Here is a 26,396-nt window from a genome sequence, read left to right on the forward strand (position 1 = left end):
ATCCCACTGACTTTTCATCGCTAATAACAAAGCTTATGAGCACTAGAGCGTGTTAATATTTCGAGATTAGATTTTGTTCGTTCTGATAAGTAAGTGATCACCAAACAACGCGTTGCATGTTGCTTTTTCACCCAAACCAATAACATTTAAACTTCAATATCTATATGAATAATAAACACAAATATTATTCACCATTTCAGTCAATCTAACTCACTTTACCCCGTCAGCAATCCAGCCTAGAGTCGCGACCGTAATCGTGCCTTCTGTTTATTTTTTTACCTGTTTTGGTACCGCTTGTGGAAAATATGCTGTTAGCTCAACCCAATCAAAAGCCAGGGCTTTTTGTTCCAGTGGCAGGACTTAGTCTATTTGCTTTAGCGTCAGGCTACTTGATGAGTTTGATCCCACTCTCACTCACTTACTTTGATTTGAGCCTTGATCTTGCTCCTTGGCTGGCGAGTATTTTCTACCTTGGCTTATTACTGGGCGCACCTTGTATTGCACCGATTGTCAGCCGCATAGGGCACAGTAAGGCCTTTATTTTGTTCTTAAATATCTTACTGTGCAGCGTTGTAGTGATGATTTTGCTGCCACAGAGCAGTGTTTGGTTAGCAGCACGCTTGATTGCAGGCATCGCCGTGGCGGGGATTTTTGTGGTAGTTGAATCCTGGTTACTAATGGCCGATACCCAAAAACAACGGGCAAAACGTTTAGGTTTATATATGACCGCCCTCTACGGTGGCACCGCCATTGGTCAACTCGCCGTAGATTATTTAGGTACCACGGGTAATTTACCCTACTTGGTAGTAATAGGTTTGCTAGCCGCCGCCAGTTTGCCTGCACTGTTGGTTAAACGTGGCCAACCACAGTCCAGTGAACAACACGCAATTGCCCTTTCCGACCTAAAAACCTTAAGTAAACCCGCCGTGGTCGGTTGTTTAGTCTCGGGATTATTACTAGGCCCCATCTACGGCTTATTACCTGTTTATGTGTCGCGGGACATGGGTTTTGCCCAGCAAACGGGGCAATTTATGGCGCTAATTATCTTGGGCGGCATGATAGTCCAGCCCTTAGTGAGCTATTTATCTCCCCGCATTCAAAAGAGTGTGTTGATGACCGCCTTTTGCTTAGTGGGTGCCGCGGCGCTGTTGTTACTGATGCAAACATCGCTTGTGGGATTATGGTTGGGTTTTGTGTTACTCGGTGCCTGCGCCTTTGCTCTCTATCCCATCGCCATCAGTCTGGCGTGCGATCATTTACCCAGCAGCCAAATCGTCTCCGCCACTCAGATTATGTTGCTCAGCTATTCTGTGGGGTCGGTTATTGGTCCGGTTGCCGCCAGTCGTTTCGATGATGTAGAACATGGCTTACCACTGTATTTAGCCGCAAGTTTTTTAGTCACGGCTTGCTACCTCAGTGCGCACTTACTGGCCCGAAGTAAAGCTCGCCTACCCGCAGCGAAGGCTTAGTCCAGGGCCGTTAATGTTGAGTCATCTGCATCCGATAAATAGTAATGGGCGTCGATAACGGCGCCCATTGGTATTACGATGTTTGCTGGGTGAGTTCTGCCACTGGCACTGTAGCGGAAATGGCCCAGACACTGTCCTGCGGCCCATTAAGCACCCGATGGCGAGTCAGCTTGTAACCATAAAAGAACACCCCGCTAAAGGCCAACGCCACCAGATCAACGCCCAAAGTCGCTGAAGAATAAGGCGCCCATAAGCCTAAACTTGGCGCGAATACCGCAACGAAAGACGTGATTGGCATCGCCAATGTAGCCAAGCCGCATAGGGGCAAAATCAGCAGCGCCGCCTTGGCTGCACCACGCCAAAAGGCGTAAGCCACCAGCAAGCCAAACACCAGATAATACAGCCACAAATAGACGTGGTTAATATTACTCACATGCGCGTAAAACCATTTACCCAGCAACATACTTATCGTTAAGGCGGCAACGGAGCCTAAGCAAATCCCCACTGTGGCACTGGCCATTAAACGGCAAGCACGGGTTTGTTCACTGGCCTGCTTTTTACGGCGTTTTTCCAGCCACAGCAAGTTGCCACTGTAAAATAAAAAAGCGCCGCTCAAACCTAAGAAGAAATACACCCAGCGCCCGAGATCGCCCCCATAACTGCCAAAGTGTAATCCAAAGAATACCGCAACGGTTCTGGCCCAAATCCCCTTATCACTTTGGTCAATAGTGCTGTTGGATACCTTAAGACTGTAAGGATGCAGGTATAAGAAATCGGTAACGGGTCCACGCATAAAACCATTGGGGTTATATAACCCCAAGCGCAAGGTCGCACGGGGATTATCCAAGTTCATAAAGGTCATTTCATTCACTTGATAGTCAGGTGCCAACTCCTGCACCTTGGCCAATACGCTTGTGATCTTTGGCAAATCGGCAAGTGTATAGGGCGTTCTGTCGGGTGCAGGTTGGGTAAACAGTGGTTTTTCGCCATAAACCACATGTTTAAGCCCATCATAAAGCTGGTCATGGAAGGCGAACACAATCACAGTCAGGCTGATCACTATATGAAATGGCAAACTAGTAATGCCGACTAAGTTGTGGGCATCGAGCCAGAAACGGCTCTCGCCCTTATCTTTACGCAGGGCAAAAAAGCTTTTGGTTAAAGTGGGCAATAAAAAAATCACCCCAGAAACGAGTGCTAAGAAGTATAGAAAGGCTGCAACACCCAGCACATAGACACCCGCTTGATCGTGGCCGACCTCACCGGCAATCCCCGCAGTACGGTGTAATTGGTCAATCAGTTCAGCCAACTCGCTTGGCGTACTGAGTTGGGTGACTACTTGCCCCTGCTCGTCGAGGCTAGCATGCCAAAGCTGATTACTCATGCTAAGTTCGCGCTCCGAGCCATGCTGATACCAGGTCATCGGCGACTGATGCTCATCATTCAAATGCAAACTAAAGCCGTTTTTCGCCTTATCGTCCTGCGCTAACACCTGCGATACTAAATCATCGAGCCTATCGCTTGAGACTTGCGGCAAAGTCACAGAAGGCGGCATTGACCAAGCGTCAATCGCCCCCTTAAACATAGTCAGCGAACCAGCATAAAAGCCGATAAACAATACGATTCCGGCGATGATCCCAGTCCAAATATGGATAGACTGATACACCCGTAACACATCACTGCGAACTTTCATCCTTGTCACCTAAAGGTATATAACACTATATAAGTCAAAATGTTAAACAGGCCCAAATAGCCGATTGCTCTGAGTCCGGTTTTAAACAGAAAGCTAAAACTTAATATCAGCAACCAAATGGGTGTAATCATCCACATGTTGAATTGCACCTTAGTGTCGGCATCGATTCCACCCGGGCCAAACCAAGCAAATAACCCCACCAATCCAAGCGCTAAGGTAAATCCTAAAATCAATCCCGCCAGTGACTTAGTCCACCAGTCTGGCTGTAATTTGTCGTTTTCCGCTAAACGAGACATGGCTTATTTCCGCCCGATAAGTGAGATAAAAGGCACTAAACCCGAGAGCAGCATCAACAGGGCTATCCAGATAAAAATTGCCGCGCCTAGGGTAAATAGGCTGAGCCAGCCGATAAGGCTAGCGACAGCCATGCCGTAGGCGAGTAAACGCCAAGGCCGCTTAGGAAGGGAGCTTGCCAATAGTTTTTGCTGCTTGTTGGTCAAATAAAATAACAAGCAGGCCAACAGCGTCGCTAACACAGATATAAGTTGCAACACGGGATGTTTTCCTCTCACCACAAAGCGTTAGCATTCGAGTCCATTTGCCTATGCTCGGTGTATATCCTATAAAAAGATAAACGCATGAAAGCAATGGAAGAATTTGAATCTCAGGACTCTAGCCATGGTGAGAATAATTCGCAATAAGATTTACAGTGTAAGGATGAGTTGTGATATTACTGTCACATATTGATAAGCTAGATACCCTATTGTTGCCAGCCGTTAACCATTAAGATACATTTTGCAGCAACCGTTTCGTCTCGATATAAATAATCATCAACACGATCCGCGCTCACTCCAACCCCATCTCGACGACCCTAGCAAAGGAAGCTAAATGATAAAAAATGAACTCAACCTGCCAAGTTCCTTTGGCCTATCTAAAATCATTCCTTTAGTGATTTTACTCATCCTATTTATCTCACTCTTTGGCAGTTGGTACACGGTTGACCAAGGTGAACGCGGGGTGATTCTACGTAACGGTAAGATCATTGGTACAGCAGAGCCGGGACTTGGGTTTAAACTGCCCATTTTTGACACCGTAGTAAAAATCTCAACCCAAACCCACACGACTAGCTACAGTTCACTACAAGCCTATAGCCGTGACCAACAACCCGCGACACTTAACGCTTCAGTCACCTTTAGCGTACCGCCGGATCGGGTCGAAGAAGTCTATGCCAACTTCAAAAGTATCGATGCCATGGTGGCGCGCTTACTCGACCGCCAAGTGCCAACGCAAGTTGAAAACATTTTTGGTAAATACACCGCAATTTCAGTGGTACAGGAGCGGATCAAATTTGGTATCGATGTGACCAATGCCATCACCCAATCGGTGAAAGGGCCAATCGAGATCACCTCGGTACAGATTGAAAATATCGATTTCTCCAACGCTTATGAGAAATCTGTTGAAGACAGGATGCGCGCAGAGGTTGAAGTGCAAACCCAACTGCAAAACTTAGAGAAAGAAAGAGTCAGCGCCCAAATCGCCGTGACCCAAGCGCAAGCGGAAGCAGACTCGCAACTCGCCCGCGCGAAGGCTGAAGCTGAAAGTATCCGCATTAAAGGGGATGCAGAAGCCTCTGCGATTAAGAGCCGCGCCGAAGCGCTCGCACAAAATCAAAACCTTGTCGAACTGACCAAGGCCGAGAAATGGGATGGAAAACTACCAACCACAGTCTTACCAACCGGCACTCTGCCCTTTATCGATGCTAAGAAGTCGAACTAACAAACGACTAAGCATCGCAAGTCAGTTGTTTGCCACTAGCGATACGCATTAGGCTTTACCATAAAAAATCCCCAGTCATTGCTGGGGATTTTTATTTATCGCTATTGCTATGAGCAGCAATCGCTGCGGCGTAACCAGCTTCTTGGGATCTTCTCAAACACCACTTTCGCCATCAACAACGCCAGTACTATGCCCGAGGTGGCCACTAACCAACTTGGTAGCATTTGGTGTTCATGACCAATCTGTGGCATTACCTCAAAGCCAAAGTTCGCTACTAGATAGTTCACTAAGGCACCAGCTACTAAGGCAACACCTAACACACCGCCAAGATAGCCGTAGAGCGCACGCTTACCCAGCTCCTTAGTCACTACACCTAAAGTAGCGATATTGGTTGCAGGGCCTGCCATCATAAACACCAGCACGGCGCCGGGGGACACGCCAGCGAGTAACAAGCCCGCTGCAATCGGCGTCGAAGCCGTTGCGCAGATATACATGGGGACAGACACTAGCACCATAACCAGCATGGCCAGCAACCCATCGCCCCACTTAGCCAAAAAGTCAGCAGGAACATAGGTTTGTACTAATGCTGCGAAGAATAAACCCACCAGCAGCCAGAGGGTAGTATCACGCACCAGATCCGTCGCCGCATATTTAAGCCCAATACCAATACGTGCAATCACAGATTCAGACTTCAACTCAGTCGCCATATCCTGAGTCGACGCACAGCAGCTCTCGCCTTCGGCTTGATGGCTATCAGCCGTTTTCGCGCTTGAGCTACCACAACAAGCGCCCTTCTTCACTACGACTATTTTTTCAGGCGCGGCAGTTTGCGTACCACAGCATGAACCAGCATTTTCAACCTTGACCGCACTGACTTTAGCCGCATTAACCATACCGACAGCCCCCATGCTTGGGCCGCCAGCCGCCATTAGACTAGGCTTAGCCATCGGCGTCATTTTGATTTTCGGTTCGGTTGATGGCGCTTTCGCGTTATCACTGCCGCAACAGGAAGATTTGACCGGCGTAATTGCAGGCGCCTTAGTCGAGGCGCAGCAGCTTTTTACCGCTTCGGCTTTTACCACTGTCTCTGGCGACGGGGATTTTGTGGCGCAGCATGAAGCGACAGGCGCAGCGCTAGCTAATGCCTTGTCTGACTGAACCTTGTCTGACTGGGAATCGGCCTTAACCGCAGGTTTGCCATCGTCATCATCACGTCCCACCAGTAAGCCCGCAACAATGGCACTGGTGATCGCCGCAATTGGGCGCACTATTGCCATAAAAGGGCCGAGTAACACGTAGGAAACGGTCACAGAATCGACGCCAGTTTCAGGGGTGGAGACTAAAAAGGAGGTAGTTGCCGCTTTCGATGCCCCAGAGCGGCGCAGCCCCACGGCAGCGGGGATCACACCGCAGGAACACAGAGGTAAAGGCGCGCCCAATAACGCTGCCTTGACCACAGTTTTAAAGCCATGTCCGCCGAGCTGCTTTTGCATCCAGGCCATAGGCACGAATACTTTAAGTAAACCCGCCAGAATCAAGCCAAGTAGCAGCCAAGGAGCGGAATCTAAAAACAGATCGATAAAGTTTTTCAGTAACATAATTAATTCCCTGACTTATCTAGGGTTGTAGCGCTGTGGACTGCACCATGATCATGCTCAACGCGTACTCGCTCGGTACTCGACTCTAGCGCCTCTAAAATCGAGCAATGTTCGGCGCTACGAGGCCCGCCGCAGCAGGCATCCGACAAGCTCTGCAAACTGGTTTGAAAATGCAGTAACTCGGCAATCTTCGCCTGTACCTGCGCCAGCTTCAGATCCACCATGCCCTTTACATCGGCACAGGCCCAATTGGATTTATCAAGATCGATAGACAACAGCTCACTGATTTCACTTAAGGTAAAACCCACCGCCTTCGCCCGCAGAATAAAACGCAGCCGCGCCGCGTCGGCATCGGTATAGACCCGATAGCCAGAGTCGGTTCGGCTCGAAGGCGAAAGTAGACCGTGTTTCTCATAGAATCTGAGGGTATCGGCCTTCACCTCGCATAAATCGGCTAACTCACCAATTCGGTACATAGTTAATCCTTTGCAGTTTTACTCGAATCTTCTCAAGCAACACTGACAATCAATATGATGGAGCGAGTATAAACCTTAGAGCCTACTCCAAGGTCAAGGGCTATTTTCAAATTTACACTTCACCCCAAAATCATTCCACTTTGTTCTGATATCAATATTGTGAAATCGCGCAGAAAAAACACCCGTAAATCCCGTTTTACGGTAGAATACGCGCGCCTGACGTTGGGACAAAAAATATAAGTAGGACCAAGGGGCTTTTGGAAAGCAGAACCGATTGAAGTTGTTCTATTTTCCGAAAGATCCTTGAAACTAAAATAACTGGACCCTGTACCCAAATGACTGTTGCAAATCATGCCACACCCATTCGTCGCGCGCTGTTAAGCGTTTCAGATAAAACCGGAATTCTCGAATTCGCTAAAGCATTACACGCCCAAGGCGTTGAACTGCTGTCAACGGGCGGTACCGCTCGCTTGTTAGCGGATAACGGCGTGCCTGTTATCGAAGTATCTGACTATACAGGACACCCTGAGATCATGGATGGTCGCGTTAAGACCCTGCACCCGAAAGTGCATGGCGGCATTTTGGCGCGTCGCGGTCTTGATGAAAATGTCATGGCTGCCAACAACATCAATGCAATCGATCTGGTTGCGGTTAACCTCTACCCTTTTGCCGATACCGTTGCTAAAGCCGGTTGCACCTTAGAAGATGCGATTGAAAACATCGACATCGGTGGCCCGACTATGGTGCGCGCTGCGGCGAAAAACCATAAAGACGTGACTATCGTGGTAAATGCGGCCGACTATAACCGCGTATTAGCTGAAATGGCCGCCAACAATGGCAGCACGACTCACGCAACCCGTTTCGATTTAGCGATTGCCGCCTTCGAACACACCGCTAGTTACGATGGCATGATCGCCAACTACTTCGGCACTATGGTTCCAGCGCATAGCACTGATGAGTGCTTCGAAGACTCAAAGTTCCCACGCACCTTCAACACTCAATTAGTGAAGAAGCAAGATCTGCGTTACGGTGAAAACAGCCACCAAACTGCTGCCTTCTATGTTGACACTAAGATCGATGAAGCCTCAGTCGCAACTGCCGTTCAACTGCAAGGTAAGGCACTGTCTTACAACAACATCGCCGATACCGATGCCGCCCTTGAGTGTGTGAAAGAGTTCAGCGAGCCCGCCTGCGTTATCGTTAAACACGCTAACCCATGTGGTGTTGCACTGGGTAAAGACTTGCTCGATGCCTATAACCGCGCCTATCAAACTGACCCAACGTCAGCCTTTGGCGGCATTATCGCCTTCAACGGCGAGTTAGATGCAGCAACCGCTAGCGCTATCGTTGAGCGTCAATTCGTTGAAGTGATTATTGCGCCAGTCGTGAGCCAAGCAGCCCGCGATGTAGTGGCCAAGAAAACCAACGTGCGTCTGTTAGAGTGCGGTCAATGGGATACTAAGACCAAGACCTTAGACTATAAGCGCGTAAACGGTGGCCTGCTGGTGCAAGACCGCGACCAGGGCATGGTTGGCTTAGATGACATTAAAGTCGTGACTAAACGTCAACCGACCGAGAGCGAGCTGAAGGACTTAATGTTCTGCTGGAAAGTGGCTAAGTTTGTTAAATCTAACGCGATTGTTTACGCCAAAGACGGCATGACCATCGGTGTCGGCGCCGGCCAAATGAGCCGCGTCTACAGCGCTAAGATTGCGGGTATCAAGGCTGCCGATGAAGGCTTAGAAGTGGTTAACTCTGTGATGGCGTCCGATGCCTTCTTCCCATTCCGCGACGGTATCGATGCCGCAGCGGCGGCGGGCATCAGCTGCATCATCCAGCCAGGTGGCTCAATGCGCGATGCTGAAATCATCGCTGCTGCCGACGAGCACGGCATGGCCATGGTAATGACGGGCATGCGCCACTTCCGTCACTAATGCCACCTACAGCCAGCACGCCATGTGCTGGCTGTTTCGTTTATCGCACTCTGTAGCGCTAAGAATCTAACCACAAGAATTTAAAACTCAAAGGGATGACTTAACATGAAAGTATTAGTTATTGGTGGCGGCGGCCGCGAACATGCCCTAGCTTGGAAAGCGGCACAGTCGGCTCAGGTAGACACAGTCTATGTTGCACCGGGTAACGCGGGCACAGCCCTTGAACCCAACATCGAAAACGTCGCCATCAGCGCGACGGATATTCCTGCACTGCTCGATTTTGCAAAAACTAATCAAATCGAACTCACCATCGTCGGCCCGGAAGCGCCACTGGTATTAGGCGTGGTCGATGCCTTTAACGCTGCGGGTTTACCTATTTTCGGCCCAACGAAGGCGGCAGCTCAGCTCGAAGGTTCAAAAGCCTTCACTAAGGACTTTTTAGCGCGCCACAATATTCCTACCGCCGGTTATAAAAACTGTACCGAAATCCAAGACGCTAAAGCCTTCGTGCGTGAACTGACGGGCAAGACAGGCTATCCAGTAGTGATCAAGGCCGACGGTTTAGCCGCAGGTAAAGGCGTTATTATCGCCCAAGACCAAGCCGAAGCTGATGCTGCAATTGATGATATGCTCGCGGGCAACAAGTTTGGTGATGCCGGCTCACGCGTGGTCATCGAAGAGTTCTTAAAAGGCGAAGAAGCCAGCTTTATCGTGATGGTCGATGGCAAAAATATCCTTGCCATGGCGACTAGCCAAGATCATAAAGCTCGCGATAATGCCGATCACGGTCCAAACACTGGCGGCATGGGCGCTTACTCCCCTGCGCCCGTGGTCACCCAAAGCGTACACGATTGGACGATTGCCAATGTTATCCGCCCAACGGTTGATGGCATGGCCGCCGAAGGCAATGTTTACACAGGCTTCCTGTATGCAGGTCTAATGATCGCACCAGACGGTAGCGCCAAGGTACTGGAATACAACTGCCGCTTTGGCGATCCAGAAACCCAACCTATTATGATGCGCTTAAAATCAGATCTGGTTGAACTCTGTTTAGCCGCAACCCGCGGCGAGCTAGATAAAGTCACCGCTGAGTACGACGAGCGCGCCGCAGTTGGCGTAGTACTGGCCGCAGGCGGTTACCCAGACGACTACCGCAAAGGCGATGTGATTGACGGCCTAAGCCTAGGTAATCACGATGCCAAGGTCTTCCACGCCGGTACTGAAATGAAAGGCGGCCATGTAGTCACTAATGGCGGCCGCGTGTTATGCGCTACAGCCCTAGGACACACTGTGACCGAAGCACAAAAAGCTGCTTATCTGCTGGTTGATGAAATCCACTGGGATGACGTGTATTTCCGCACCGATATCGGCTATCGCGCCATTGCCCGCGAACAACAGAGCTAAGGGTTAATCCCACTAAAAATACCGGCGTAATGCCGGTATTTTTATGCCTTAAATTTGACGATCGTCAAATTTAAGGTAATGATTTATATAAATTTTATTAAGATATTATCTACTTTAGCCCGTATTATTCCGCTACAATGCTGCATAATTGTTAATTCCAAAAATAATAAGGACTCCCTATGGAGATTAGACTTATATCTACCGCCATCGCCTTACTGATTGGCGGTTGCGGGGGCGGCTCTGAGGATGCGAGCACCACCACACCACCCGTTCAGCCACCGACTATCACCCAATATACCGCCAGTGCAAGTCAGGTATCGGGCGGCAAACTCACTCCCGCAAGCCAAAAAGTCGATTCGGGCAAAAGAGCCAGCTTTAGTGTTCAAGCGGACGCAGGCTTTGTACTAGAAAATATTAGTGGCTGTGGCGGTTCATTAGCCGAGTTAACTTATACCACAGCGGAGATGTCGGCGGATTGCACGATTACTCCAGCCTTTATCAGCAATGCTGAAAATGCCATTCGGCATCAAGATCATACCCTTGCCAGCGCTATTGAGCTGATTGACTTCAGCACTGCTGAACTGGCCAGAATTGATACCGTGCGTAAAACGCAAATCACCCAGCTCTATCAAGGTGTAGGTAGCAGCATTAGCTGGCATCCGACCCACGACTCCATTACCTTTTCGAGCTTTATGCCGGAAAACACTTTTACCCTACTGCCATCAAATGTGGATGGCAGTGGTGCCAGTGCTGTTCGCGGCCTAGTGATGGCGGGCGAGCAACAGGGACAACGTTATGCCGCTATGGGCGGCAACTTATTTAGCGTCAACACTTCTGCGCAGACAGATATACTGTTGAAAAATCTCATCTCATGGCTGACTAAAGGTGGCGATCAACAGGATGGACTCAGCATAGTCACGGCCCAAATGCCGAGCCGTGCCGACAGTTGGTATTTCCCCCATAACGAAGGGATCCGCACTTGGCTAAGCAAGTACTATCCCGATGCTCACAGTATCAATACCGCCAATAGCTGCGACTACAGCGCCCTCGCCAGCTGTATCGATACCTTAAAACCCGATTTAATCGTTATCAGCGATATTGACCGCGACAACCTAGGTTACGCGGGCATTCAAGCGGCGATTGCCAAAGCCAAGGCTGCGGGTATTCCCCTGCTACTCTCAAATTATCGACGCGAACAGAGCCCAATGCTCTCTCCCCTTTACCTTGAAATGGGGCTATCGACTGCGGGCAACTATTGGTCGAAACTCAACGCCGACAATCTGAGTGTAAGTAGCATTCTGGCTGAAGATAAAGCTCTTGAAGATGTTAAAAAACTACTGGCAAATCTGCGGGAGCAGCGCTTTGACACGCAGGTATTAAATGACTGCACAGGCAATTACTTAAGCTGTAATAGCAGCGCCTTTGTTGAGACCTTTAAAGCGGGTGCCGACTGGTATCGCAGCAGCGCTGAAACCTTAGATATCAATGGCATTGATGTGTTTAGTCGCACTAACTTCCCACTGATAAAGGCCGGTTTACTGCTCGCCGATAAATACCGTAGTGAAATTGATTATCCCATCGCCTACAGCGAGTTCACCCAATGGCAGCAAGCACTATTTGCCGATTGGACAGTGAGCTACGCCCGCGCCCATAACCTTGCCCAAGCCGATTTAGGGGAATATGTCACCGACAGAGCCAATCTAAGTAAAGGCACTAATGCTCACTACGCTTATCCGGCCACAGTATCAGAGCGCAAAACCATTAGCGTACCTTATACGGGTCAATGGACCAGCTCAGGCTGGTACGCCTTACCGGGACAAACCATCACGCTCAGTCGTTTGGATAGCACCAATGCCAACGTCGAAATTAAGCTCAATTATCATAGACGCAATACCAACCGCGCCTTTGAACAAAAGGTTTATCGCGCGCCGCTTGAGTTAGCGCAGCAGCGCCTTAAGCTCGCCAAAGGGCAAAGCATCGAGTTTTCAACCCCCTATGGCGGCCCGATTTATTTCTATATCAGTGGCGGCGAAGGCGCGCTCAGTGTCGATGTGCAAGCAAAAAATGTGGCTAAGCACCCGAGCATCATGGATTTTTCTAATCCTGCTGAAATCACAGCCTTCAATGACAAAATTCAAAACACTGAGCTGCCCCATGTGGATCTGCGCACCGATGGCGCTGAACAGCATTTACGCCGCGACCGTTTTATGAATGCCATTGGCGGTAAGATCCCCGATGTTACCGCCTTGCTCAAAAGCATCGTCGAGGACCATATCAATAGTGTTTACACCTTAGCAGGACTTAAGATCCAAGGTAAAAGCTTAAGTGAGTCGTTACCCGCCGAGGTGCTATCAAGCTGTCAGGCGCAGTTTGGCGCCGATTGCACCGATGCCAGTCTGCATACCCGCAGCATCATCCAACACGCTAACTATGACCAGAATGCCCAATGTGGATCGGGTTGCAGTGGCAATCCTTGGGATGCCGCCTGGAATATTTCACCCACGGGTTGGGGAGATAACCATGAACTTGGCCATAATCTGCAAACCAACCGCCTCAATGTGCAATATGCCACTGTCGCCAATAGCGATAATTGGACAGGTTATGGCAGCCGTGCAGGAGAAAACTCCAACAATATCTTCCCCTATGTGGTGCTATGGAAGACCCATTATTTGCGTGATGGTAATACCAACACCATCAATGATGGTCATATGAATCACAAAGATCTCTTTTATGTGTTTATGTCCGATGCCATAGGCACTAAGGATACCAGTGGCAAACGTGTAGTCTTTGGCGCTAACTGTAAAGTGTTAGATATCGGCGAAGACCGATATACCGCACCTTGGGCAAGTAATGATTATGCGGTACATAATGGCTATCGCATGGGGTTTTATATCCAAATGGCCCTCAAGGCCCATGGCATGACGCTAAGTGATGGCACAACCTTAAGTAATGGCTTTAATCTCTTTACCTTGCTGTATCAGCACAGCCGTATTTTCGGTAAATACGCTAATAACGCCAGCGATTGGGAGGCAAACCGCAATAAACTCGGTTTTGACTTGTTCCCCTTCGATGGCCATAGCGTCTACGGTGGTAAAACGGTCAGAGATATTCCTGGCAATGACTTTATGTTGGTTTCCTTAAGCAAACTCACAGGCAAAGATTGGCGCAGCCATTTCGATATGCTAGGACTGCGTTACTCTAGTCTTGCAGCCATGCAAGTCACAGCAAACGCCACCCTTGGCACGGTACCAATGGGTATGTATGAGCTCGAAACTGATTTACCACCCGCTAATATGAGCCAAGGCTTAACCTTTATCCCACTGTCACTGAGCGATAGCAGCACACTTTGGAAAGGCACAGGCTCACCTAACCAATGCGCGAAACCTTAATACCCTAGACGTTAAAACACTAGACGTTAAGACACTGAAAATTAAGTGCAATAAAAAATAAACCTCGCAAATGCGAGGTTTATTTTTGCCTAAAAGCGTGATCTAACGCACACAAGTTGCGAAGTGGATAGCGCACTATTTGACCTCTATAATGATATCCAATAATAAATCAGGGGTTTTCTATGGGTTATTCAATCAAAGACATTATTTATCAAGGCGAAAAGTCCGGCGTGCATAATTGGCAAACACTGTCGGGACAGAATTTTTACTGGCATCCTGACTGGCTTCATATTGCCGAGGATCTCACAGGCCATAAGGCAACAGCCAACATCCAAGCTGATGGTGATAAGGCAACCCAAAATGAAGCTGAACAAGCCATCGTTAAACACCTCAATAAAAGCTAATGGCCTGAGGCAATTGCTTTACGGGCTATTTTATCGATTAAGCCCGGTGCAATCAGCTTAAGCCAACGCCCGAGCCGGCCGCGAAGAGAAGTGATAAGCTGCCGGCCTCGGGTTGCTATCACGGGTAGCATCATGTCGGCACATTGCTCTGCGGAAATAATTTTAGCTTCCTGCATTGGCGATTTACCGAGTGGCTTACCCGCACCATCTAAGGCTCGCTTATGGATTTGCGAGACGACAAAATCAGGGCAAATCACCGTCACGGCCACATTATCGTCAGCAAGCTCAATCCGCAGCGAATCAAAAAAACCGATAACTGCATGCTTAGACGCCGCATAACCACTACGAGTCGGTACGCCTGTTAACCCAGCCACCGAAGCCACCACCACTACCTGACCTTGGCTCGACTTTAAATAGGGTAAGGCGGCATGGGTCAAATAGGCAGGGCCTAAGTAATTAACGCGCATGATATCTTCAAGAACCGCTAGTTGGGTTAACTCATCAAAACGCGACCACATCGTCATGCCCGCATTATTAACCAAAATATCGAGACGGCCATAATGGGCAATCGTGGCTTGAATTAAGTCTTCACACTGGGAGGCACTGCTAACATCAGCGGCAAAAACAAAGGGAGTAGGACCATAGTTAGCAATTTCGAGGGCAAGTGAGGCAAGACGCGTTTCATTGCGAGCACTCAATACAAGTTGGCATCCTACCCGCGCCATGGCAATCGCCAGCGCACGACCAATACCTTCAGAAGCCCCTGTAATAATAACCACTTTACCCGTCAGTCCATCCATAACCATATCCTTGTTACTAATATGTTAACTTTGGTTAAGGGTAAATTGGCATAATCACCTAAAAAGCGCAATCCCCTATGCGCGTTGCGCTAAGCTCATCTCAAACTGCTCACAATAACTTGCTAGAGGTTGCGGCCGTCCTATCGCATAACCTTGAGCATAGTTGATACCAATCGCTTGTAATCTCTCGATAATCTCTTGGTTTTCTACAAATTCGGCAACCGTCTCAATTCCCATTACTCGGCAAACGTCTTGAATAGATTTCACGATGGCATAGTCCTTGGCATTGACGGCAAGGTTTTTAACAAAGCAGCCGTCGATTTTGACGTAGTCCACGGGCAGTTCGCGTAAATAGCCGTAGGAAGCAAAGCCACTGCCAAAATCATCCAATGCAAAGGAAAAACCGAGTTTGCGCAATTGCCTGAGCATTTCCATGCCGCGGTGACGGTTTTGAATCGCAGTCGTTTCGGTTATTTCAAAGCAAACGCATTGGCTAGGAATATCAAAAATCTGCTGCTGCTTAGCAATATATTCCACCATGCCTTCGGCGCCGAGACTATTGCCCGAAAGGTTGATTGAAATGCAGTGATCCGGCCAAAGCTGCGAATTTAGCGACAGCCATAAAAAGGCTTTACGTATCACTTCTTTATCAATTTCAGGCATCAACTTAAAACGCTCCGCGGCAGCAATAAACTGGGCAGGCGCCAAAATGCGACCACAAGGCTCTTGGATCCTGAGCAAAATCTCCATCCGTTGGCGTTTAGAACTCGCACCTAATCCTCGGATGGGCTGGTAGTAGAGCAAGAGTTCATTTTCCTCAATTGCTTGGGCAATACGCATCGCCCATTTAGGCGCATTACGCTGGTAGGTCAGTTCTTTATCTTTATCATCATAAATATGGATTTGATTGGCGCCCTTAGCTTTAGCGGCAATACAAGCGATATCCGCATCCTTGAGTAATTCCTGCGCATTGATATAGGGCGCACGCCCAAAGGCAACACCAATACTTAAGCCGACTTTGTAGTTGCAATTTTTATCGTGTAACACTTGCAACGATACCTGGGTAATAATGTGTTTTAGCAACTGCACAACGGCTAACGCCGAGCGATCGCAGATCACCAGTCCGAACTCATCCCCACCTAAGCGAGCGAATAACTCCTGAGGCCCAAGACATGATTGGATTGCCTTAGCGACCATGGCCAGCATGCGATCACCTGCAGTATGGCCACAACTATCATTGATCAACTTAAACTGCTCTAAATCCAAATAACATACCGCAAGGCTCCTCGTTTGACCGGCGAACTCGGGCAGTTGTTCTTCAAACGCTTGGCGATTAAGTAACCCGGTAATACCGTCAAAGTTTGCACGTTTTTGTAGCTGGTGCTTAAGGCGTTCTTCTTGGGTGATATCCCGCAGTACCACTACAGTACCGACAATCTCTTTTTCATGATTAAGCACATTACTAATGCTACGTTCAATAATCCGTGGCGTTGTGGTTAGCAGTTTGATTTTAGCGACTTGAGGTGTCGTTTCGCCAAGGCGAATACAGTGAAATACCGCTTGATTTAACTGCTCTCCAGCCTTTAATAAGCTAGCAAGACTCTCACCAACGGCATCACAACTGGCCACATCAAGCAGTGTTTCAGCCTTTGGATTCATGTAAATGACGTTTGCATCGATGTCGGTCAAGATAACGGCTTCAGCAATCGACTCTAAGGTTATTTTACCGCGCTCTTTCTGCTGATAAATCCTCGCGAGTAAGCTGTTTACGCGATTCGCCAATACAGATAACTCTTCATTACCCTCGCTGGTCACAGGCCGATATACACTCGCCATAGGATCAACGAGCGCTAATTGCTGCATCAAGCTATTAAGGGGCTGTAACAGGCCTGAACGCAACCAAACATAACCCAAGGCGACAATGAATACCCCCAGCAATATCACCGCAAGCGACACCCAGTCGAGACTAAGCTTTACATCTCGAAAAGGATCATCAGAAAATTCAACCTGAAGATAGATTGGTTGTTGACTAATGAGACTCGGCAGCGCAACCGAACTTGGATGTAAGGTATTATGTGTTGTTACAGCATTAGACATGCTGATCCGCGCGACAAGGGAGGTTTGGGCGTATTCCAGTAGATCGCGCTCAGTAAGTTGCCGCACTAACAGCACATACTCACCCAAATGTGAAGCGACCGCAGTGACGACATATCCTTTATCGCCAATTAAATAGGCGCTGGCAAACTCAGGCTTAGCCTGCGTCGTTATCGCCTTGGCGATTTCCTGCCGATTCACATCAGCTATTGATTGCTCATTTTGAAAAACACTCTGCAAATTTCCATCTCGCAGAATAAACCAACTTAAATTGGCAGACATGGAGCTCTCAAGCCACGAAGACTCGAGGGATTTTAACTGCTCGCTATCGAGATGAGCTAATGGGGAGGCATAAATATTAGTGAGAAACCCTAACCGATCGACATCGATGCGGAACTGCTGCTGAATATTCGCTAGCTCGCGCTGTACATTATCCTGACGTAACAATTCGACCCTATGGTCAAACCAAACCCCGAGGCAATAGGAGACAAGCACAACGGCTGGTAAACAGAACCCTGCAATAAATACCAATATTTTGTTGCCTATGCGCATCTTTTACCACGGCTTACGTAATTAAATTAACAAACGGCTTTATTTAGTCCCTTATAGCGCCATGCAACATATCTCATTTGCAAATAGTATTAAATATCACTTTGCTTTATCCGTTGCTAAAGTAGGCAATAGCATGCATTTAATTGCTTTAAACGCCTTTGATTTAACGCAGCTATTCGATAAAAAGTTTTAAAAAGTTAGATGGTAACCGAGCTCCAATGCACTAACACCGCGGAGACATACGCTATAAAGCACGCGATTAATTAATGCACTCGCTAAACCACAAGTTAATACCCAATTAACAACACCCAAGTGGAAGTTTCTGACGCTGTAATAAACGCCATAAAAAACGGACCCTCAGGTCCGTTTGTTATTTAGTGCAGCTTATTTATGGTACTGCTTAGATTGAGCGTGAACCGCCTTAATAAAGGCACCTGCATGCTCTGGGTCCACATGCTGGTGAATACCATGGCCTAAATTAAACACATGGCCTGTACCTTCACCGTAGCCAGCCAGAATTTGAGCCACTTCTTCTTCGATACGTGGGATTGGTGCATATAACATGGATGGATCCATGTTGCCTTGCAGAGCAACTTTATGACCAACACGGCGACGGGCGTCAGCAATATCGACAGTCCAGTCTAAACCTAAAGCATCACAGCCCGTTTCAGCCATCGCTTCTAACCATAAACCACCGCCCTTAGTGAATAAGGTCACTGGCACTTGGCGGCCATCAGCAAAGCGAGTTAAGCCATCAACAATTTTCTGCATATAACGCAGTGAGAACTCACGGTAAGCAGTGTGCGATAACGCGCCGCCCCAAGAGTCGAAAATCATTAAAGATTGCGCACCATTAGCCACCTGTGCGTTTAAATATAAGGTCACTGAATCTGCAAGCTTATCAAGCAACATATGCAATGCAGCAGGCTCGGCGTAGGCCATTTTCTTAATTTTTTCGAAGGTTTTGCTCGAACCGCCTTCAACCATGTAAGTGGCTAGAGTCCAAGGCGAACCAGAGAAGCCGATTAATGGCACTTGGCCATTCAGTTCACGACGAATCGTGCTAACGGCCTTCATCACATAACCCAGCTCATCTTCTGGATCAGGGATTGATAATTTTTTGATGGCATCGATAGTATCTGTTGGGCGCTCAAAACGTGGGCCTTCACCCGCCTCAAAATACAGACCTAATCCCATTGCATCGGGAACAGTCAAAATGTCGGAAAACAGAATCGCCGCATCCAGCTCATAACGACGCAGCGGTTGTAGTGTCACTTCACAGGCCAATTCATGGTTTTTACATAAAGACATGAAATCACCCGCTTGAGCGCGAGTCGCTTTATATTCAGGAAGGTAGCGGCCTGCTTGACGCATCATCCAAACCGGAGTCATATCGACAGGCTGTTTTAATAGGGCGCGTAAATAACGATCATTCTTTAATTCTGCCATTTGGCTTGATTCCTAGACTTTTATTGAGATCCGCTGGGTCGGTAGTTTAGCATTTACGCGAATAATGTAACCAATATGAGATAATTTATGTGAGCTATTCCCCATCATTGCTGTCCATTTAAGCAGTTATCCTCAAAATGCTAGCCAGATAACATACTGTTTATTAATCGAACTCAAAGTCACAGTCAGACAGAAAAAAGTTGCACCAGTTCCCCGCCTTTGGTATAAAAAGTCTGCGCTAGCAAGAACAATCAAGAAGCTCGTCGCATCGAGCCTGCTATATACATTACTCGCCCAACGATAGGTTTCTATCGTTGGGCTTTTTATTTCCACATTTTTTTATACAAAACAGCTGGTTTGTCCATTTACCAATTATCGCAAATCCCGATAAAAAGGGTTGATCGAAGAGCTATTTCTCCCCTACATTAGAGTTATGTCCTAGCACTTAAATGGAATGCATCATGCTGAGAGAACTCGAAAAAGCAGAACAAAAGTGGGGCGGTTCAAATAAGCTTATAGATCAATGGCTAGAAAATCGTCGCAAACTCTTGGTGCATTATTGCCAAATTGCTGGGCTGCCGCCCTACACTAATGCGGAAAAATCGCTTCCCTCTTTTGAGAACGTAAAGTCATTTTGTGATTTATTAGTGGATTACGTTTCTGAAGGTCATTTCGAAGTGTATGACCAAGTGATTAACGCCTGCGAAAAATTTGGCGCCCCTTGCAAAGCGGCTATTCAACAGGTTTTGCCTAAAATCACCCCAACGACCAACGCAGCGCTAGACTTTAACGATAAGTATGCTGAAACGCAGGACGATCAAGTGATGTATCAGCTCGATAAAGATCTCTCCGAACTGGCGCATACCATGGAAACGCGTTTCGAGTTAGAGGATAAACTCCTCGAAGTGCTGCACAGCAAATACTCAGAGCACGCCCAGCAAGCTTAATACGGCATGATAAGCCACGCTGAACACTGCGCTAAAGAGATACCTGACCGATAAATAATCAATTTATCCTCTATCTTTCGTTAAGTTGCTATGTGATTGTTTGCGCATTAACAGTACAGCAAAGCATTCAATAGAAACAAAAAAGCCAGCTTTCGCTGGCTTTTTCATTATCATATCAATCGATTATACAGCTGATTGAAAGATCACTTGTGATGCTTTCTTAGTGTAAGAATCGATTTGATCGAAGTTCAAGTAACGGTAAGTGTCAGCTGCAGTTGCGTCTAACTCTTTCGCGTATTCTTGGTATTCTTCAACCGTAGGCAGGCGACCTAACAGTGCTGCCACTGCCGCTAATTCCGCAGACGCTAAGTATACGTTAGCACCTGTACCTAAACGGTTCGGGAAGTTACGGGTAGAAGTCGATACTACAGTTGCACCTTCAGCCACTCGTGCTTGGTTACCCATACACAGTGAACAACCTGGGATCTCGATACGCGCACCAACGCGGCCGAAAATACCGTAGTAGCCTTCCTCGGTCAGTTGGTCTTTGTCCATTTTAGTCGGTGGTGCAATCCACAGACGTGTTGGTAGCGTCTTAGCGAACTTGTCTAACATCTTACCGGTCGCACGGAAGTGACCGATGTTAGTCATACAAGAACCCACGAACACTTCGTCAATCTTAGTTTGCGCAACAGATGACAGTAACACGGCATCGTCTGGATCGTTTGGCGCACACAGGATTGGCTCTTTGATCTCGTTCAGATCGATTTCGATCACTGCTGCGTACTCAGCATCCTTGTCAGCACTCATCAGCTCAGGATTCGCTAACCACTCTTCCATGCCTTTGATACGACGCTCTATCGTGCGACGGTCACCGTAACCTTCAGCGATCATCCACTTCAGCATAATGATGTTCGAGTTCAGGTACTCGATGATTGGCTCTTTGTCTAACTTGATAGTACAACCCGCTGCAGAGCGTTCTGCTGAGGCGTCAGACAGTTCGAATGCCTGTTCCACTTTCAGGGTTTCTAAGCCTTCGATTTCCAGTACGCGACCAGAGAAGATGTTGATCTTACCTTTCTTCTCAACAGTCAGCAGACCCATTTCAATCGCTTTTAATGGGATAGCATGTACTAGATCACGTAGGGTGATACCAGGTTGCATCTTACCTTTGAAGCGTACTAATACTGATTCTGGCATATCCAGAGGCATCACACCGGTCGCAGCAGCGAAGGCAACAAGACCAGAACCCGCTGGGAATGAAATACCGATTGGGAAACGCGTATGTGAGTCACCACCAGTACCAACTGTGTCTGGTAATAACATACGGTTTAACCATGAGTGAATAACACCGTCACCAGGGCGCAACGACACACCACCACGGTTCATAATGAAGTCTGGCAGCGTGTGGTGAGTGTTAACGTCAACCGGTTTTGGATAAGCGGCAGTGTGGCAGAATGACTGCATAGTCAAATCAGCACTGAAGCCTAAACAGGCTAAGTCTTTCAGCTCGTCACGGGTCATAGGACCGGTAGTGTCCTGTGAACCTACAGAAGTCATCTTAGGTTCGCAGTATTGGCCTGGGCGCACGCCAGCAACGCCACAGGCTTTACCGACCATCTTCTGTGCAAGGGTATAACCTTTGCCATTATCAGCGATGTCTTGAGGACGTACGAATACGTCAGAGGCTGGTAAACCTAATACTGCACGTGCTTTGTCAGTTAAACCACGACCGATGATCAGTGGAATACGACCACCTGCACGCACTTCGTCTAACAGTACGTCGGTTTTCAGGCTGAACTCAGAAATCACTTCATCTGAGCCATGACGCTTAACAACACCAGCGTATGGGTAAATGTCGATCACATCGCCCATTTCCATTTTGCTGACGTCGAGTTCGATTGGTAGTGCGCCCGCATCTTCCATAGTGTTGAAGAAAATCGGCGCAATTTTGCCACCTAAGCAGAAACCACCAGCACGTTTGTTAGGTACGAATGGGATATCATCGCCCATGAACCACAGTACTGAGTTAGTCGCAGATTTACGTGATGAACCAGTACCTACAACGTCACCCACGTAAACTAATGGGAAACCTTTGGTTTTCAGTTCTTCTAATTTCTTGATTGGACCTACGCTGCCAGGTACATCTGGCTCGATACCATCACGCGCGTTTTTCAGCATCGCTAAGGCGTGCAATGGGATATCTGGACGTGACCAAGCATCGGGTGCTGGTGACAGATCGTCGGTGTTGGTTTCACCAGAGACTTTGAATACGGTCAGGGTGACTTTGTCCGCTAATTTTGGACGGCTTAAGTACCAATCTGCATTTGCCCACGCTTCAACCACTTGTTTTGCATAGACGTTACCCGCTTCCATTTTCTCAACCACATCGTGGAAAGAGTCAAACATCAGCAAAGTGTGAGATAAGGCTTTAGCAGCTAAAGGCGCCAGAGCGGAGTTATCTAACTGAGCGATCAGCGGCTCGATGTTATAGCCACCTTGCATAGTGCCTAATAACTCAGTCGCACGTTCGGCAGATAGTATGGGTGAAGTTGCAGTGCCTTTAGCAACCGCATCTAAGAAAGCGGCTTTAACATAGGCGGCTTCGTCAACACCGGGGGGAATTCGATTTTCGAGCAGGTCAAGAATAACAGCTTCTTCACCAGCGGGGGGATTTTGAACCAATTTAACCAGTTCAGCCACTTGATGTGCATCTAATGGCTTAGGGACTACGCCCTCTGCAGCACGTTCTGCGACGTGTTTACGATATGCTTCTAGCACGGCAACATTCCTCTTTGTTTGGCGCTCTAACAACGAAACTGCACGTCTTCTCAATTGAAGCTGACAGTCCGACATGATCGACCCGTATTTCCGGCCAGCAGTATACTACAGCTTTGCAAAAGTATGAATCAGGTCACACTCGGCAAAAGACGAAATAAGGGCTAAATCCGGAGGTGCAACTCAACTTACGGCAACAATAAAACAATGGAAATTAGACAATAGTTTGAAAACAGATAAAAAACCATAATCTACAAATAGTTAACATAAGTTAATCAATTTAAAATCGAACGATTATTTTTTTGGACATCAATTCCTTTCCACCAAAAATATTTCTCAACTTTGTGTGTTTAGGCTTTGAAGATGACGGGCTTAAACTTACACTCAAGCTCGAATGACCCATTTCCCGTCCTTTGGAGTAGTAATGACATCCCTCAGTATTCAAGCCGTTATTTTTGATATGGATGGCGTGTTAATTGATTCAGAACCCCTTTGGCAAAGGGTTGAATATGAAGTGTTATCGGCACTTGGCGTACCCGTCACTATTGAAACGATTCAACAAACCACGGGGTTACGTATCGATCAATGTGTCGATTATTGGTATCACAAAGCGCCTTGGGCCGATTACGATAATGCCAAGGTCAGCAACGCCATTGTTGACAAAGTTGCTGAAGAAATTCGGCAAACCGGTGAGCCGATGTCTGGCGTTCAACAAGCAATGGCATACTGCCAGGCAAAAGGCTTAAAGGTAGGCTTAGCCACCTCTTCACCAACAGCGTTGATTGATGCAGTGCTAGCAAGGCTTAAGCTTAAGGGCCAATTTATGGCGGTAGAATCTGCTGAAGCGCTCACCTATGGCAAACCCCATCCAGAGGTTTACTTAAATTGCGCAGCGGCCTTAGGGGTTGACCCGCGATATTGCCTCGCGATTGAAGACTCTTTTAATGGTCTGATCGCTGCCCGCGCCGCCAATATGCAAACCGTTGCGATTCCTGCGCCAGAACAACGCGGTGAAGCAAAATGGATCATAGCCCATCATCAATTAGAGAGTTTATTGGAGCTTGATAAGGTGTTCTAAATAAAGTCACCGAATCAATTTGAGAAAGGTTAATCACTGCTAGGATACACCGATGAAGTATTATGTGTTGTTAATACTGTGGGCGGCGAGTTTGCCAGCCTTAGCGACAGATTCTATGCGCTGTAAGCAATTCGTCATCAACGTAGGCGATCCCTTAGACGCTGTGTTAGAAAAGTGCGGACCGCCAAACGAAGCCAAAGAATACAGCCAACCCGCCACTTATCGAAACTCCGCGGGTGATATCGTGATTGATCCAAGCAAGTTGCCGATAGAATATGCTGAGTGGACCTATGATTTTGGCCTGACACGATTGATGCGGCGGGTTTATGCAACCGATCAAAAAATCGAAAAAATTGAAACCTTAGGATATGGGCATTAATCCTAACCCAAGTAAAAAGCCAGACAGATGTCTGGCTTTTTCGTTTTCATCCTATGGATTACCAGATTTTTACGCGCTCTTCTGGTTTTAAATACATCTTGTCGCTCTCTTTCAGCTCAAAGGCTTTATAGAAAGCTTCAATATTGCGCGGCGTCCCCATCGCGCGGTAGTGGCTAGGTGAATGCGGATCCGTCAGTAAACGACGACCTAACTCTTCATCACGGTAGTTGCGGCGCCACACTTGTGACCAACCGACGAAGAAACGCTGCTCACCCGTTAAGCCATCAAGCACTGGTGCAGGTTTACCGTTTAAGCTCATCGCATAGGCACGCGCCGCTACGGTTAACCCGCCTAAGTCACCGATGTTTTCGCCTAAGGTTAAATCACCGTTCACAAACTTACCGGGTAATGCTTCGTAGCCAGAATACTGCGCCGACAGTTGCTTACCGCGTTTTTGGAACTCTTCACGGTCTTTATCCGACCACCAGTCACGCAGGTTACCGTCGCCATCGTACTTAGCGCCTTGGTCGTCGAAACCATGGCTGATTTCGTGGCCAATAACCGCACCGATACCGCCGTAGTTGACCGCATCATCGGCTTCCATATTGAAAAATGGCGGTTGCAGAATCGCTGCTGGGAATACGATTTCATTGCCAACAGGGCTGTAATAAGCGTTCACCGTTTGTGGTGTCATATGCCACTCGGTACGATCGATTGGCTTACCTAACTTGTTGATCATGTCTTGATATTCGAAGTTGGCATAACGCATATAGTTGCCCACCAACTCATCAGGCTTGATCTCTAGTGCAGAGTAGTCTTTCCATTTATCTGGATAACCAATCTTGTAGGTAAACTTAGACAATTTTTCTTGAGCCGCGACTTTCGTTTCAGGCGTCATCCACTCAAGTTCGTTGATGCTGACTTCAAAAGCTTTGATCAAGTTTTTGATCATGGTTTCCATGCGGGCTTTTGCTTCTGGTTTGAAGTATTGCTTAACGTACTCCTCACCGACTAACTCACCAATCACTTGGTCGGCGCCATCTACCGCCTTTTTCCAACGTGGTTGTTGTTCTTCAATACCCATTAAGGTTTTGCCTTTAAAGGCAAAGTTAAGGTCAACGAAGTTTTTGCTTAACAGCTCAGCATAGCTATCCACTAAGTGGAACGTTAAGTAATCCTGCCAAGCTGAAACGGGGAAGGCATCAAAATTAGCGCCTAACTTTTCTAAGTATGATGGCTGACGCACGATGACTTCAGTCACTTTATCGCCAAGGCCTGCGCTAGCCGCAAAGGCATTGATGTCAAACTTGCCGGTCAGCTTTTGCAGCTCAGCACGGCTCAGCTTGTTGTAAGACTTGTTAGCATCGCGAGATTCAACACGGCTCCACTGGCTCTTAGCGATCATCATCTCAATATCGGCCACGTTTTTCGCCGCACGTTTGGCATTCTTGTAGCCTGCTTCGGTAAGAATATCAGTCACATACTTCGCCATCGCTTCGCGGGTTGCAGCAAACTTAGCGTCATCTTTTAAGTAGTAATCGCGGTCTGGCAAGGTTAAGCCCGACTGGCTTAAATACACTGCATATTGGGTAGAATTTTTCGCGTCGTTATTAACGTAGAAACCAAAGGGAATACCTGAGCCGCTGGTGAGTAATTTCCCCATCACCGCGGGTAATTCACTGTGACTTTTTACTGCTGAGATGTCCGCCAGTAATGGATTTAATGGGGTTACACCTAAGGTTTCGAGCAAATCGGTATTCATAAAGCTGGCGTTAAAGTCGCCAATTTTTTGCTCATTGGAGCCAGGGGCAGCATTCTTTTTGGCGGCCGCTGCATCGATGATCTTTTTCAATGCATCTTGGCTTTGATCGTACAGCACAGAAAATGCACCGTAGTTGGATTTATCAGCTGGAATGGGTGTGTTGGCTAACCATTTACCGTTAACACTGTAGTAAAAATCATCTTGATGGCGAACTGAGGCATCAAAGTTTTGTAATTCAATGCCAGAAACCGCGGCGACTTCAGTTTTAGGCTCGCTGCTGCAAGCGGCTAAACCTAGGCTCAAGGCAATACCCAGCGCCAGTGTGCTTATCTTCTTCATTGTTTTCCCCAGCTTCCGTTGAGAGTGTTGTTATTTTTTCCTGCAAAACCTTAGCATTTAGACTGGTTTGGCTGT

The 26,396-nt window shown here is 47.7% G+C and carries 19 protein-coding genes; 9 read left to right on the forward strand and 10 right to left on the reverse strand.

Going from position 1 to position 26,396, the window contains the following annotated elements:
- The first annotated feature begins 296 nt into the window (after positions 1 to 296).
- A complete protein-coding gene (locus tag HG547_RS08150) occupies positions 297 to 1,469 on the forward strand; it encodes an MFS transporter (RefSeq protein ID WP_169547565.1) in 1,173 nt (390 codons plus the stop codon).
- 73 nt (positions 1,470 to 1,542) lie between these two features.
- On the opposite strand, the gene HG547_RS08155 is transcribed toward HG547_RS08150, so the two are convergent.
- From HG547_RS08155 to HG547_RS08165, 3 genes are read right to left on the reverse strand one after another with little or no spacing between them, the layout of a single operon-like run.
- Positions 1,543 to 3,162: a PepSY-associated TM helix domain-containing protein gene (locus HG547_RS08155; RefSeq protein ID WP_169547566.1), complete on the reverse strand. Its 1,620-nt coding sequence runs from the start codon at positions 3,160 to 3,162 to the stop codon at positions 1,543 to 1,545.
- Between the two features lie 5 nt (positions 3,163 to 3,167).
- A complete protein-coding gene (locus HG547_RS08160) occupies positions 3,168 to 3,458 on the reverse strand; it encodes a hypothetical protein (protein ID WP_169547567.1) in 291 nt (96 codons plus the stop codon).
- 3 nt (positions 3,459 to 3,461) lie between these two features.
- Positions 3,462 to 3,716, reverse strand: coding sequence for a hypothetical protein (locus HG547_RS08165; RefSeq protein WP_169547568.1), 255 nt, complete (start codon positions 3,714 to 3,716; stop codon positions 3,462 to 3,464).
- Between the two features lie 334 nt (positions 3,717 to 4,050).
- Between HG547_RS08165 and HG547_RS08170 the strand changes: the two genes are divergently transcribed.
- Positions 4,051 to 4,938, forward strand: a complete 888-nt coding sequence (locus HG547_RS08170) for an SPFH domain-containing protein (protein ID WP_037427382.1) — start codon at positions 4,051 to 4,053, stop codon at positions 4,936 to 4,938.
- Between the two features lie 107 nt (positions 4,939 to 5,045).
- On the opposite strand, the gene HG547_RS08175 is transcribed toward HG547_RS08170, so the two are convergent.
- The gene (locus tag HG547_RS08175) at positions 5,046 to 6,536 is read right to left on the reverse strand and encodes a permease (RefSeq protein ID WP_169547569.1); all 1,491 of its coding nucleotides are present in this window, start codon (positions 6,534 to 6,536) and stop codon (positions 5,046 to 5,048) included.
- 2 nt (positions 6,537 to 6,538) lie between these two features.
- Entirely contained in the window at positions 6,539 to 7,012 is a 474-nt protein-coding gene (zntR, locus tag HG547_RS08180; RefSeq protein WP_047535147.1) for a Zn(2+)-responsive transcriptional regulator, read from the reverse strand.
- A 335-nt stretch (positions 7,013 to 7,347) separates the two neighbouring features.
- Here zntR and purH point away from each other — a divergent pair, with 335 nt between their 5' ends.
- The 4 genes from purH (at position 7,348) to HG547_RS08200 (ending at position 14,143) form a co-directional block, all read left to right on the forward strand.
- A complete protein-coding gene (gene purH / locus HG547_RS08185; protein ID WP_169547570.1) occupies positions 7,348 to 8,946 on the forward strand; it encodes a bifunctional phosphoribosylaminoimidazolecarboxamide formyltransferase/IMP cyclohydrolase in 1,599 nt (532 codons plus the stop codon).
- A gap of 105 nt (positions 8,947 to 9,051) precedes the next feature.
- A complete protein-coding gene (purD, locus tag HG547_RS08190; protein WP_169547571.1) occupies positions 9,052 to 10,350 on the forward strand; it encodes a phosphoribosylamine--glycine ligase in 1,299 nt (432 codons plus the stop codon).
- Between the two features lie 179 nt (positions 10,351 to 10,529).
- Positions 10,530 to 13,739 (forward strand): ImpA family metalloprotease, encoded by a 3,210-nt coding sequence (locus HG547_RS08195; protein WP_169547572.1) that lies wholly within the window; start codon positions 10,530 to 10,532, stop codon positions 13,737 to 13,739.
- 182 nt (positions 13,740 to 13,921) lie between these two features.
- The gene (locus HG547_RS08200; protein ID WP_037413589.1) at positions 13,922 to 14,143 is read left to right on the forward strand and encodes a hypothetical protein; all 222 of its coding nucleotides are present in this window, start codon (positions 13,922 to 13,924) and stop codon (positions 14,141 to 14,143) included.
- On the opposite strand, the gene HG547_RS08205 is transcribed toward HG547_RS08200, so the two are convergent.
- The 3 genes from HG547_RS08205 to hemE all read right to left on the reverse strand — a co-directional run bounded on the left by HG547_RS08205 (position 14,140) and on the right by hemE (position 19,038).
- On the reverse strand, positions 14,140 to 14,943 hold the full coding sequence (locus HG547_RS08205) for an SDR family oxidoreductase (protein ID WP_055648707.1): 804 nt from the start codon (positions 14,941 to 14,943) through the stop codon (positions 14,140 to 14,142). The two genes, HG547_RS08200 and HG547_RS08205, sit on opposite strands and share 4 nt — an antisense overlap.
- A gap of 75 nt (positions 14,944 to 15,018) precedes the next feature.
- Positions 15,019 to 17,589 (reverse strand): cyclic di-GMP phosphodiesterase PdeB, encoded by a 2,571-nt coding sequence (pdeB, locus tag HG547_RS08210; protein ID WP_169547573.1) that lies wholly within the window; start codon positions 17,587 to 17,589, stop codon positions 15,019 to 15,021.
- A gap of 384 nt (positions 17,590 to 17,973) precedes the next feature.
- The gene (gene hemE / locus HG547_RS08215; protein WP_037413592.1) at positions 17,974 to 19,038 is read right to left on the reverse strand and encodes a uroporphyrinogen decarboxylase; all 1,065 of its coding nucleotides are present in this window, start codon (positions 19,036 to 19,038) and stop codon (positions 17,974 to 17,976) included.
- A gap of 461 nt (positions 19,039 to 19,499) precedes the next feature.
- Between hemE and rsd the strand changes: the two genes are divergently transcribed.
- Positions 19,500 to 19,985 carry a sigma D regulator gene (gene rsd, locus HG547_RS08225; protein ID WP_086023981.1) on the forward strand — a complete coding sequence of 162 codons (486 nt, stop codon included), beginning with the start codon at positions 19,500 to 19,502 and terminating at the stop codon, positions 19,983 to 19,985.
- A gap of 183 nt (positions 19,986 to 20,168) precedes the next feature.
- Here the strand turns inward: rsd and acnB are convergent, their stop codons facing one another.
- Positions 20,169 to 22,766: a bifunctional aconitate hydratase 2/2-methylisocitrate dehydratase gene (gene acnB / locus HG547_RS08230; RefSeq protein ID WP_169547574.1), complete on the reverse strand. Its 2,598-nt coding sequence runs from the start codon at positions 22,764 to 22,766 to the stop codon at positions 20,169 to 20,171.
- A 421-nt stretch (positions 22,767 to 23,187) separates the two neighbouring features.
- On the opposite strand from acnB, the gene hxpB reads away from it, so the two are divergent.
- Together hxpB and HG547_RS08240 are read left to right on the forward strand one after the other, a co-directional pair.
- Positions 23,188 to 23,841: a hexitol phosphatase HxpB gene (hxpB, locus tag HG547_RS08235; RefSeq protein ID WP_169547575.1), complete on the forward strand. Its 654-nt coding sequence runs from the start codon at positions 23,188 to 23,190 to the stop codon at positions 23,839 to 23,841.
- A 52-nt stretch (positions 23,842 to 23,893) separates the two neighbouring features.
- Complete coding sequence (locus tag HG547_RS08240) at positions 23,894 to 24,220, forward strand: DUF2845 domain-containing protein (protein ID WP_169547576.1); 327 nt, start codon at positions 23,894 to 23,896, stop codon at positions 24,218 to 24,220.
- Positions 24,221 to 24,278: 58 nt separating this feature from the next.
- Here HG547_RS08240 and HG547_RS08245 read toward each other — a convergent pair whose 3' ends face one another.
- Positions 24,279 to 26,321, reverse strand: a complete 2,043-nt coding sequence (locus HG547_RS08245) for a M13-type metalloendopeptidase (RefSeq protein ID WP_169547577.1) — start codon at positions 26,319 to 26,321, stop codon at positions 24,279 to 24,281.
- Positions 26,322 to 26,396: the final 75 nt, after the last annotated feature.

It is taken from the genome of Shewanella sp. DNRA4 (assembly GCF_012843185.1).
GTDB lineage: Bacteria > Pseudomonadota > Gammaproteobacteria > Enterobacterales > Shewanellaceae > Shewanella > Shewanella xiamenensis.